We start from the raw sequence: 11,789 nt of genomic DNA on the forward strand, positions 1-11,789 counted from the left end.
CTCAAACCTTGCAGGGGCCTTGCGGCCCCTGCATTACGCTTGCACCGCCTCCACGAGTTCGCTCAGCGTGCGCGGTGCGGGAGCGAAGAACACGGCGCCGGTGTGCGCCGTCGAGAAATCGAGCAGGCGGTCGTGCATGCCTGGCGGATCGCCGAGGAACATGCGCTCCAGCATCTTCTGCGTCACCCACAGATGCCTGGAGTAGCCGATGAAGTAGGTGCCATATTCGCCCTGGCCGGGGCGGCCGAAGGGCATGTTGTCGCGCAGGATGTCGTGCTCGGTGCCGTCGTCGTCCACGATCGTGGCGAGGGTCTTGTGCGATTTCTGGCCGCTCGTCGCGTCGGGCAATTCGACATTGCTGACGATCTCCCGGCCGATGATCCGCTCTTGCTCGTCCTTGGCGAGCCGAGCCCACGGCTGCATTTGGTGCAGATACTTCTGCACCACCAAGTAGCTGCCGCCGGCGAACGCCTGATCTTCACTGCCGACCAGCGTCGAGGCGCCGATGTCGTGCCCGGTCGGGTTGGCCGTGCCATCGACAAAGCCAAGCAGGTCGCGGGAGTCGAAGTAGCGAAAACCGACCACCTCGTCGGCCACCGTCACGCTGCTGCCCAGTTGGTCCAGCAGCAGGCGCTCGAATTCAAAACAGAGGTCCTCGCGTTCGGCACGGATGTGAAAGAACAGGTCGCCGGGCGTGGCAGGCGCGGTGTGCTTGGCACCCTCGATGGGCACGAAGGGCCGTAGTTCCTTCGGGCGCTTCCCGGTCTGGAAACGGTCCCATAGCGCCGATCCCAGTGCAGTGATGCACGACAGCCGGCCGTTGAGATCGCGGAAGCCCACCGTTTTGATCAGGTCGTCCAGCCCGTCCAAGACGCCGGCGACCGCCTGAAGGGCCTCGTGGCCCTCGGCGACCGTCAACGTGAGAAACACCGCCGCGCGCGACAGCGGCGCATCGATGCTTTGCGAGTCAATTGGTACTCGATCCCAACCACTTCCAACCATTCGTGCCTCCAAAGACCATGTTAATTCATCATATTGCCAGAGATGGAAGCGCTATCACTGGCGCGCTAACAGGCGCGTGCCGCTGCAATTACCCGCACGCAGCCTCGGCGAGAGCGGGCTATGGGGTATTCGAGCAAGCCGCCCTGTCCCTGGCAACCAGCATTGCCCTGTGCTCGAACCGCTCAGAAACAACATTGGCTCGTCCGTGGGGTCGCTGCAGGTATGTCACGATCTCGTAGGGGCCGTCTGAAAGCGGTCGCATAGTGATCCCCCACGCATGGGCACGCTCAATGCGCGATTGCGCGGAGAGCCCCACTCCGTAGCCAGCGGTCACCCAAAGCGCCATCATCTCGAACGAAGTCACGTGCTGAATGCTCTGCTGGCTCAACGGAAGAAAGGACAGTCGCTGATCCAGCAGTAGGCAAGCCTCCGCCGGCCAGCGAAACACCGGATAGTCCAGAAGCTCGGCAAGCGTGATCTTCGCCTGGGCAACTAAGGGGGACCCCAGCGGCACTGCAACAGCCACGTTCTCCACCCAGAGCGGTTGGCTTTTCACAGCCGGAGCACCAGCGTTCCGAAGCGTCATTCCAGCGTCGTAGCGGCCTTCCTCAAGGCCCGTCAACAGATCATCGGCTGAGGTCTCAAAGAACGTGATGGTGACTTCTGGTTCCTCCGCGCGCTGTAGGGCAAGAAGCGTTGTGAGGCAAGAGGATGGCACTCCGGGCGCGATAGCAAGCCTGAAATGGGAAAACTGGCTGGTGGCGTCATGCATGAGGGCCCCCAATAAGCGATCTGTCCAGAAAGGCAAACCAGCGTTTCAGGAAAGAGTGAAGTTTAACGTCGTTATCTTTAACGTGGTTAATTGTGGCAGATTGTTTGACGCTTCTGCTAATGCAGAAATCAACAATTCAGCCAGGCCGTCCTTCTGGCACATCGACGTATGAATCCGAGTCGGCGTTAGCCTTCGGACAGGCCGTGCGCGCTGCGCGCGTCGCTCAAGGAGTCGCGCAAGACGAGTTCGCATCTCGGGCAAGCATTTCGCGTTCTCACATGGGTAAGATCGAGCGTGGTGAGCACGTGCCCACGCTTCCGCTCATACTGAAAATTTCTACGGCACTTGGAATAAGCGCGGCTGACCTGATGACGGCGACCGAACGCAATCTGCGTGCCGACACTGATCCCTGAGTGTCTAGCCTGCCAGGCTCCGTCAACCGTCCGAAGAGTCGCGAAGGCGAACGATAAATCGCTCCACCGAAGCCGATAAATTGCCGCCGTCCGGCCGAAGCAGGTAGGTGGTGATCACGGCAGAATCCATCGCCAAGGGGCGGATCACCACATCCGGCCGTTGGGAGATGGGAATCTTGGTCGCCGTCATGAAGCCGATGCCGTAGCCGGCGCCGACCAACGTGAGCATCATGTCCAGCGAGGACACTTCCTCGACAACATTCAGCTTGTGCTCCAACGTGTTGAGCAGCCGCTTGAGTTCGCGGCAATAGCCCTCGCATACCTGCGGGTCGCACAGGACAAGTGGATGGCCTTGAAGTTCTTGAAGTGGCACCTCCTTGTAGGTGAGCAATGAGTGACGAGCTGGCACCGCAATCACCAGCGGGTCGTGCCAGATTGGTTCGGCAGCGATACCGTCGCCGACATCGCCCGTGTGCGCGAACCCGATCATGAAGTCGCCCGAACGCAAGCCACGCACTTGCTCTGCCAGAGGCACTTCTGACAAGCGTATTTCGATCTCCGGCTCCTCGGCGCGGCAACGAGCCAGAAATGCCGACAGCCGTGGATCGATAGCCCCATCTGATACAGCGATGCGCAGGCTACCGCGCAAGCCCGATGCCACAGCCTTGGCATTTTCACGAGCCTGTTCCAGCACTGTGAATAGACGGCGAACATCTTGCAAGAAGACCGCGCCCGCCGCCGTTAGAACTGTTCCTCGTCGGTTTCGGTCGAAGAGCACTACGCCCAACTCGTCCTCAAGTTCCTTGATGGCTCGTGATAGCGGTGGTTGTTCGATATGCAGGCGCTCAGCCGCCCGCGTGAAATGTAGCTCCTCAGCAAGAACTACGAAGCAGCGAAGATGGCGCAGCTCCATAGGCCACCCTCCCGTTCCGACTTATCCAACACTGTGCTATCTCCCTATAGAAGTGACTGCCATTCTGGCGGCGGCGAGTTCGGCCACATCATTGGAAACTTCTGGCTGAATGAGCCAGGGCTGGGTTGACCGTGCGATGGCCCGAGGCAGGCACAACACTAGGCGAGCCTGATCAAGTCCGTGGGGTGATAAGGATCAGACGAAGGCTATCTCCAGCCACGCACGTCAATGGATGCCGTGCATCGTCCCCGTCTGACCCTTGGCCGATTGCGAACCAAGCGCTTGAACACGCTTGCGGTTGATCATCACCTGCGGATTGCTGAGGCTCTGCTCCTGGTCCGAGCCAAGGCAAGTACCCTGGGGCAGACGGCAAATGCCGGCGAAAATATTCGCCGGCTCCAGTTGCTGCCCGGAGACTGGCGGGACCAGAATGCCTCTCACCAGAAAGTGTGAGACATCCTGATGCTTAGCCCGCGCCGGATGCTTAATGCCGCACTGAACCATGCGGGTCGATGACGTACTTGTATGCAGAACCCGCGTCGAACTCTTTGTACGCGGCGGGCGCGTCTTCGAGCTTGATGAACTTAGTGTTCATCATCGGCGAAAGGTAAGGCATGCGATCGTTCAGTATCGCCCGCATTAACGCGTGGTTGTAGTTGGCCGTCGGAGATTGACCAGCCGACATTCGCGGCGACTTGATCCAGGCGTTGGACCATTCCAGATCCATATGGCCTTTCTTGGCTTTCGGGTCTTTCGAGATCGGGTTTGCGCAGTACACACCGACCGTACTGGTCATTCCGCCGAAGCGGACATATTTGAGCATTGCGTTGGTAACAGCGCTCTCCACGATCTTGTCAGCCTCCGCGCCAAACCCGCGGCAGTCCACACCAACATAGTCGATGACGCGATCCACCTCCCTGTGCCCGGTAATGCGTTCGAGATGCTCCTCGATCGGCACGCCGTCGGAAAGGTTGATGGTTTCCACGCCGTGTGGCTTGAGAAGGTCCAGCCGCTCTTGAATGTAATCGGCAACGATGATGGCGCCTGCACCCAGAAGTCTGGCGCAGGCGGCACCCGCTCTGCCGACCGGCCCGGCACCGAAGATCAGGATGTTTTCGCCGACGACGTAGGCCGGCGCGGCTGGCCAGTCTGGGCCAGCGAACCCATGGAAAGCTGTGGGTAATACGTCAGAGAGAAGGGTCAGGTCGCGGATTTTTTCCATGGCGGCATCCTTGTCAGGGAAGCGAAGGAGATTGAAATCCGCATACGGTACGAAGAGATAATCACCTTGCCCCCCCGTCCAGCCACCGAGGTTGAACCCGTAGGCTCCGCAGTCGATTTCGGGGTTGGTGTTCTCGCATACATCGGAGCGCATATGCTTGCAGTTGTAGCAACGCCCACACCCCACATTGAAGGGAACGGAAACGATGTCGCCCTTCTTCACGACTTCGACGTCTGATCCCACTTCGATCACTTCGCCGGTCATTTCATGGCCCATGGTCATTCCCTTGGGAACAGCAAACGAACCGCGATAAATGTGAAGGTCGCTGCCACAGATATTTGTGGTAACTATTTTGAGGATAGCGCCATGGGGTGCGCTTTTCCCTTGAGGGGTTATCAGCTCTGGAAATTTGAAGGTGTTGACCTTCATTTCCAAGGGCTTCTCGAAAGTCACGATTCGGTTACCGGTCGGAGTCATTTCGTCACCTCTGTGCGTTAATGTTTCCATCTTCTAAATCGAAGTGGGAAACGAAATTTACCGCTGTCAAGAAGAACGATCGTGGTACTGCCTAGCCGTTGGCCGCGTCTCCTTCTGCGGTCTTGACAGCATCGGATCAAGCTCAGAAGTGGTCAAACTGGAATAATCTATGTACAGATAGGCACGATCTATCTACGCGGGATCGTCGAGCCGTGCTCGTCTCCTAGCCGGGAGAGGGCAACGATCATCGCTACATCGCGCCTCCTAGCTTGATCTAGGAACAGTCAGCTCGACCCAGCGAGACATGAGGAGGCCGCATGCAGCAGGTACTCCTGTCCCCCGAGTTGCCCCTGGACCTAGTGGCCTTCGATGGGTTGCTCAGCACGTGGCGCCTGTTAGCGGCGCACACGGCATGCCTGCAATCTTCGCCTGGTTGAAGCAATACAGAGTTGCTCTTCAAGACTCGCTATTTCAGGGGGCTTTGAGATGAGTCTGCTTTGGGCTGGAACCGACGATGGATCGATATAACGGATTGAAGAGTGGCGGCGAGTTCGGGGGTGTGCACCATTTCGAGCAATGCACGCGATGACGGTGCCTCGAACGCATTTTTCCCAGCAACGAATCCGACATTTGAGTGCGACATTGGTCCATTGATTGCGATTGCGTGGAGATTTGGAATGTGCGCGAGTTGGCCGGCGAGAGATTGCGGAAGAACTGCCGAATATTTTCCTGTCGCCACGTGTGCCGATAGCACGTCAATTGAATCAGTGCGAATAGTCTGCGCGGTACATTGCATCAGCCTATCTTGAATGGGTTCAGGTACTGCCGAGTTCAGCACGCAGAGTTGTCTATTGAGAACATGGTCCCACGTTGTGCTTCGGGGTTGCTGTGTTCTCGCGGCGTGAAAAAGGAAAATGCGTTCACGGTACAGAAGGTGAGTATCGAAGTCTTCCCCTGGGATATCCTCCAAATGCATGAGTGCGATATCCAAATTGTTTTCTCGAATCGCCTGTAGCAGGGAAGAAGCGCCGGAAACCAGAACTGATTGTTGAAGTAAGGGTGTTTTTTCAGCAAGGGCGATGCTTAATGTGGGCGCTACACCGGCAGTTCCTGGGAGTATCCCTAGCCGGAATTGCCCCTCTATACCTCGCCGTAGTGCGGAGAGTTCTCGCTCCAGCCCTTTGCAGTCGTCATACATCTGCTGAGCCCAAGACAGTACGCGCATCCCTTCAGAAGTGAGGCCGTCATAGCGTCGGCCATGACGCACGATCTCGACACCCATGTCTTCCTCCAATTGCTTAATGCCCGCGGAGAGTGTCGGCTGAGAAACATTGCAGCTTTTGGCCGCGTTGCCAAAATGGCCTTCACGGTGCAAAGCAAGCAAGTATTCAAAGTTTCTTACGATCATATATTTTCTTCTGATAAAGTTGATTAGATTTTATACTTTCACGAAAAACCCTGCGCACGCTTCGATCCGCGTCCAACCTTGGGCACGTAGCTGGCACGCATGAAAGGCTGCCGCGCGCAGTGCCCATACAGTAGGTTCGACTCGTCATCGACGGTCAGCACCACAACGCACGGGACAGCCAATAGCGCGAACACAGGTGCTTTGCGCTGTGGGCGAGTCGTCCTCATGTAGCTTAGCAGTTGGCGCGTTCTGGAAGGGAGTAAGCGTGAGTGGTGAGGCACGCAACCGCAAAAGGCGGTGCTAAGCTCTTGAGCTGTTCGGGTCGTGGCCGTTGAAGCGGGGAGAGAATGGAGCCTGCCATGGCCGTTGTGGCGCAGCTGGGGAAATCCTGAAAAAGACTTCCTGATTTGGCAAAATCCCCGGACACCAATCGCCGAGCTTTTCGATGATGAAACAAATGACCTTCGCCGATGCCGAGTACGCCGGTAAGCGCAAGCAGACCCGCAAGGAGCTGTTCCTGATAGAGATGGATCGGGTCGTACCCTGGGAGGGTTTGATTGCTCTGATCAAACCTCATTACCCAAAGGGCGAAGGGGGCCGTCCAGCCTATCCGCTGATGGCGATGCTGCGGATTCATCTAATGCAGAACTGGTTCGGTTACAGCGATCCGGCGATGGAAGAGGCGCTGTACGAGACGACGATCCTGCGCCAGTTTTCCGGTCTGAGCCTGGAGCGAATCCCGGATGAAACCACCATCCTCAACTTCCGTCGCCTGCTGGAAAAGCATGAGTTGGCCACCGGTATTCTCGGCGTGATCAATGGCTATTTGGGCGACCGTGGCTTGTCACTGCGACAAGGCACCATCGTCGATGCCACTCTGATTCATGCGCCCAGTTCGACCAAGAACAAGGACGGCAAACGCGACCCGGAAATGCATCAGACCAAGAAGGGCAACCAGTATTACTTCGGTGCCAAAGCTCACATTGGTGTCGACGATGAGTCCGGGCTTGTGCACAGCGTGGTGGTCACTGCGGCCAACGTCGCGGACGTAACCCAAGTCGACAAACTGCTGCACGGTGGTGAGAACGTGGTCTGCGCTGATGCGGGCTATACCGGTGTAGAGAAGCGTGAAGAGCATGAGGGGCGCCAAGTCATCTGGCAGATTGCAGCCCGGCGCAGCACTTACAAAAAGCACGGTAACCGCAGCGCGTTATACAAAGCGATACGTAAGATCGAAAGAGCCAAGGCCCAGGTTCGCTCCAAGGTTGAGCATCCATTTCGGGTGATCAAGCGCCAGTTTGGTTATACGAAAGTGCGCTTCCGAGGCTTGGTGAAAAACACTGCTCAGATGGTGACGCTGTTCGCCCTGTCGAACATTTGGATGGCGCGTCGACATTTGCTCTCCAATGCAGGAGAGGTGCGTCCGTGAAGAGTGAAGTGACTGCTGCGAGGTGCTTGCAGCGGCAAAAAAGGCTGAAATAGACGGCAGGTTTGACCGGGATTTGAGCGGCTACCGTTTTTTGAAAGTGTCGATGGCGAAGTAGCCGGAAAACAGGGGCTACTTCAGACCATCCCTAGTACACCATGCCCCCAGCGTTTCCTTAGCTGCGATTGACGGGCATGCCTGGCGGTAGCTCAATAACAGCCATTTATGGATGAAGGAACGAGGGGAATAAGGCAGATGAAGATATTCACGATTGGATTCACTAAGACCTCCGCGCGGTCCTTCTTCACCAAGTTAAGTGCTTCTGGTGCCAAGCGCCTTGTCGATGTTCGCCTGAATAATGTTTCGCAATTGGCCGGGTTCGCTAAACGCGAGGATCTTCGATATTTTTCCGAGGCGTTGTGTGGGATGGAATATGAACATCTACCAGCACTTGCTCCAACCAAAGACATGTTCGAGGAATATAAAATAAAAGGGGGAGATTGGGATATCTACGCCAGTAAATTTCTGGATTTAATGTCGTCCCGAAAGATTGAGTCAATCGATAAAGAAAAGATTGATAACAGTTGCCTGCTTTGCAGCGAAGACAAGCCCCATCACTGCCATCGGAGGCTAGTGGCCGAGTACCTTGCAGGCAAATGGCCGAATGTTGAGATCGTGCATCTTTAGAGGGGCGACGTAGCTCCACGTTTCCAACGCCTCGTCTGGAGGGCTGAGAGAGACAAAGGCGCGTATCGGCGGGAGCCGGCGCCACACATTGGGCGTACAGAGCAACCTCGCCCGCCACGGCTCGATGTCAGCGCTCAACGAGGCGAGTGGCTCCAGGTGCATTGGCAGACGGGCCGCTGGCTGACGTCGTGGCGATCGGCGGATATGCACTGGGAAGCCCGCCCATGTGTTGGGCTATCATGTTGGCGACGCCTACGCCCAGGTGGGGCGCGGCAGGATCGCCGTCATTTACACCCCAGTTTGGTACTGCTATAGGTCTTCTGGAATAGCCGATACATCAGGACAAATTGAAGTAGCTCAATTAGGAGATATCTAATGTCAACCGGTATGTTTATTCTGCACTCCAACTATACGCCGGCGGGGGACCAGCCAGAGGCGATCGCGCGGCTGCTGTCGGACATAGAAGAAGGTGCGACGCACCAGACGCTGAAAGGTATCACCGGCTCAGGTAAGACCTTCACCATGGCCAATGTGATTCATCGTCTGAAGCGGCCCACGTTGATCTTGGCTCCCAACAAGACGTTGACCGCGCAGCTCTATAGTGAAATGAAGCACTTCTTTCCTGAGAATGCGGTCGAGTACTTCGTTTCGTATTACGACTATTTTCAGCCCGAGATCTATATGCCGGGCACCGATCGTTTCATACCGAAGGACTCGGCCATCAATGACCACCTTGAGCGCCTGCGCCTGTCCACGACCAAATCCTTGATTGAGCGTCGTGACGTGATCGTCGTCGCTTCGGTGTCTTCAATCTACGGCCTGGGTGATCCAGATGCATATCGAGCGCTACAGATCGCTCTGTCCCCTGGGGTCAAACTAAACCAGAGAGAGCTAATTCGTCGCTTGGCTTTGCTGCAATATGATCGCACGGAGCGTACGCTCAAGCGTGCAACGTTCCGCGTCCAAGGTGATGTGATTGACATTTTCCCCGCTGATTCCGAGTACAGGGCGGTTCGGGTGGAACTGTTGGATGACACTGTTGCGTCTGTCCAATGGATGGACCCTGTTACTGGCAAGACGTTGGGAGAGATAGACCATTATTTGGTTTCGCCAAAAACGCTTTTCGCACCGCCCACGAACAAAATAGATTCTGCATCCAAAAAGATACTCGCTGATATGGAAGAGCGGGTTGCCGAGCTGAACAGGAATAATCGCTTGGTCGAGGCAAACAGACTGTACGAGCGGATCACGCATGACGTGGAAATGATGCGCGAGGTCGGCTATTGCTCGGGGATGGAGAATTATTCCTGCTACTTCAGCGACCGAGACGCAGCTTCTCCTCCGATCACGTTGCTGGATTATTTGCCGAAAGACGGGCTGCTGTTCGTCGATGAATCTCATGTCATGGTGCCACAGATATCCGCAATGTACCGGGGGGATCAGGCGCGCAAGGACACGCTGATCGATTACGGGTTCCGTTTGCCTTCATCGAAGAACAACCGGCCATTGAACTTTGACGAGTTCGAGAAGGTCAAGCCTCAGACCATCTTTGTTTCCGCTACTCCGGGCGACTACGAGCTGAGGGTGTCGAAAGGCAGGGTTGTCGAACAGGTTATCAGGCCAACGGGACTGCTTGACCCCAAGGTTGAAGTGCGGAAAGCGGATGGATACATAGATGACCTGCTTGCCGAAATATCGAAGTGCGTGAAGAGAAAGAATCGAGTGCTTGTGACTACGCTGACGAAGGTCAGTGCAGAAGAGCTAACGGATTTCTTGACGGACAACGGGATTCGAGCGCGCTACATGCATTCGGACATAAAAGCGGAGGATCGTGTTGAGATCATCAATGGCCTGCGCGCAGGAGAGTTCGATGTTTTGATTGGGATTAGTCTTTTGCGCGAAGGGCTGGATATTCCAGAGGCATCATTGGTTGCCATTCTCGATGCAGACCGTGCAGGGTTCTTGCGTTCGGCCCATGCGCTCATTCAGATGATCGGTCGAGTCGCTCGGAATGAAAACGGCAAGGCGATCTTGTACGCCGACGCGGTGACGCCGGCGATGAAGCAGGCGATCGATGAGACCAATAGGCGCAGGCAGCTTCAAATTGCCTTTAACGAGGAAAATGGGATTTCTCCAGCCTCGTCTGTGCGAAAACTAGCAGGGGAAGAGACGAATACGGAGGAGCCCACCGTTCATTCCGAGGCTTTCTGCGAGAACTTGTCCGACCTTTGCGATCAGATCACTGCCAAGGAACAGCAGCTACTCGAATTTACCGATACCGGTGACGAGCAGCGCGTCGAAGACATTCGTCATCAGTTGGATGGGTTGTACCGGCAATTCATTTACATCTAATCGTTCGCCGGCATTGAGTTGCATGGCCGACCGATCTGCACCTGGGGCAAGCGGGCAGACGGTCGGCTCATCATTCAACCGGAGGGGTGAGCCGCCGAGGCTCAGTGCCCCGCTTTCCAAGGTGTGTGCCCTACAGCGTCTTGCGACGTGTCAGCGCAAAGCTGGCAACGATCCAACGGCGACCAGCATTTCATCAAATACCGCTCGAACCCTTCCCGGAATGGGGCCACGCTGAGGCCGATAGACGTACAACCCCCATGCCGGAGGTTCTTCGTTCTCCAGCACTCGCACGAGCTTCCCGCTGGCAATGTAGGGGGCGGCCATGTAGTCCGCCAGTTGCGCGAACGCGATCCCGGCCAGCGCCGCTCCCATTTCCATGTCGGCATTGTCTGCGACGAGAGTGGGTGCGGTAGGTGTCCACTGGCGTCCCGCCTTGAAGTGCCAAGGCCAGGGACGGCCGGTATTGATATCCAAGGCCACGGTAACTGGCAGGCTGCTTAGCGCATCGATGTTTGCAGGTACGCCCACTTTCTTGATCAGGCGCGGAGCGGCAACGATGGGGAGTCTCATGTCGGCGGCCTTGCGTGCGACGAAGCGGCTATCGCGCATGAATCCGACCCTGATCCCGACGTCAATCCCTTCGTCAACCGTATTGCTGATGCGATCGGACAGGCGCACATCCAGCGTGATGCCGGGATGGCGCGCGGCCACGCGCTCCAGTGCCGGTAGCACCGCTCTGGTGCCCAAGCTGTGCGGTGCGGTGATGCGAACCGTACCGGACAGAGAGGCCTGCTGGTCGGAGCCAGGCGTTCGCCACAGATCCTCGAACCGCTCCAATGCGGGGCGCACTTGGTCTAGCAGCCCTTCGCCGAAGGCGGTGATGCGCACCTGGCGCGTGCTTCGATGAAACAACACCTCGCCGTAGTGTTGCTCCAGTTGCTGGATGGCACGGGTTACACCTTGCGGAGAAGTCCCCAGCCGGACGGCCGCATCGCGAAAACTGCTGCTTTCGGCCGCCACCCGAAAGATGCGCAGTAGTTCCATTTCCTTGTTCATGACGCACGCCTTATGGCCGATTTCGCTGCTCGTTGATTGTTCCAGATTGTGGAATTATAAA

The 11,789-nt window shown here is 56.7% G+C and carries 10 protein-coding genes; 4 read left to right on the top strand and 6 right to left on the bottom strand.

Translation table 11 applies throughout. The features are described 5' to 3' along the window. Positions 1-33 precede the first annotated feature (33 nt). The gene (locus K5L94_RS07830) at positions 34-1,002 is read right to left on the bottom strand and encodes a Dyp-type peroxidase (RefSeq protein ID WP_020924940.1); all 969 of its coding nucleotides are present in this window, start codon (positions 1,000-1,002) and stop codon (positions 34-36) included. 118 nt (positions 1,003-1,120) lie between these two features. Continuing rightward, positions 1,121-1,774, bottom strand: a complete 654-nt coding sequence (locus tag K5L94_RS07835; protein ID WP_023106332.1) for a substrate-binding domain-containing protein — start codon at positions 1,772-1,774, stop codon at positions 1,121-1,123. Between the two features lie 119 nt (positions 1,775-1,893). Here K5L94_RS07835 and K5L94_RS07840 point away from each other — a divergent pair, with 119 nt between their 5' ends. Continuing rightward, a complete protein-coding gene (locus K5L94_RS07840; RefSeq protein WP_009459591.1) occupies positions 1,894-2,187 on the top strand; it encodes a helix-turn-helix domain-containing protein in 294 nt (97 codons plus the stop codon). 22 nt (positions 2,188-2,209) lie between these two features. Here K5L94_RS07840 and K5L94_RS07845 read toward each other — a convergent pair whose 3' ends face one another. The 3 genes from K5L94_RS07845 to K5L94_RS07855 all read right to left on the bottom strand — a co-directional run bounded on the left by K5L94_RS07845 (position 2,210) and on the right by K5L94_RS07855 (position 6,207). After that, on the bottom strand, positions 2,210-3,100 hold the full coding sequence (locus tag K5L94_RS07845; RefSeq protein ID WP_023103878.1) for a LysR family transcriptional regulator: 891 nt from the start codon (positions 3,098-3,100) through the stop codon (positions 2,210-2,212). 484 nt (positions 3,101-3,584) lie between these two features. Then, positions 3,585-4,751 (bottom strand): glutathione-independent formaldehyde dehydrogenase, encoded by a 1,167-nt coding sequence (locus K5L94_RS07850; protein WP_020924942.1) that lies wholly within the window; start codon positions 4,749-4,751, stop codon positions 3,585-3,587. 514 nt (positions 4,752-5,265) lie between these two features. Further along, entirely contained in the window at positions 5,266-6,207 is a 942-nt protein-coding gene (locus K5L94_RS07855; RefSeq protein WP_028698648.1) for a LysR family transcriptional regulator, read from the bottom strand. A gap of 448 nt (positions 6,208-6,655) precedes the next feature. Between K5L94_RS07855 and K5L94_RS07860 the strand changes: the two genes are divergently transcribed. The 3 genes from K5L94_RS07860 (at position 6,656) to uvrB (ending at position 10,672) form a co-directional block, all read left to right on the top strand. Next, a complete protein-coding gene (locus K5L94_RS07860; protein ID WP_024086516.1) occupies positions 6,656-7,636 on the top strand; it encodes an IS5-like element ISPa26 family transposase in 981 nt (326 codons plus the stop codon). 252 nt (positions 7,637-7,888) lie between these two features. Beyond that, positions 7,889-8,320: a DUF488 domain-containing protein gene (locus K5L94_RS07865; protein ID WP_023835768.1), complete on the top strand. Its 432-nt coding sequence runs from the start codon at positions 7,889-7,891 to the stop codon at positions 8,318-8,320. A gap of 375 nt (positions 8,321-8,695) precedes the next feature. Continuing rightward, positions 8,696-10,672, top strand: coding sequence for an excinuclease ABC subunit UvrB (uvrB, locus tag K5L94_RS07870; protein WP_028690943.1), 1,977 nt, complete (start codon positions 8,696-8,698; stop codon positions 10,670-10,672). Between the two features lie 150 nt (positions 10,673-10,822). Here the strand turns inward: uvrB and K5L94_RS07875 are convergent, their stop codons facing one another. Next, a complete protein-coding gene (locus K5L94_RS07875) occupies positions 10,823-11,728 on the bottom strand; it encodes a LysR family transcriptional regulator (RefSeq protein WP_023103881.1) in 906 nt (301 codons plus the stop codon). Positions 11,729-11,789: the final 61 nt, after the last annotated feature.

The sequence above is a fragment of the Stenotrophomonas forensis genome (assembly GCF_028752115.1).
GTDB classification, from domain to species: Bacteria; Pseudomonadota; Gammaproteobacteria; order Xanthomonadales; family Xanthomonadaceae; genus Stenotrophomonas; species Stenotrophomonas forensis.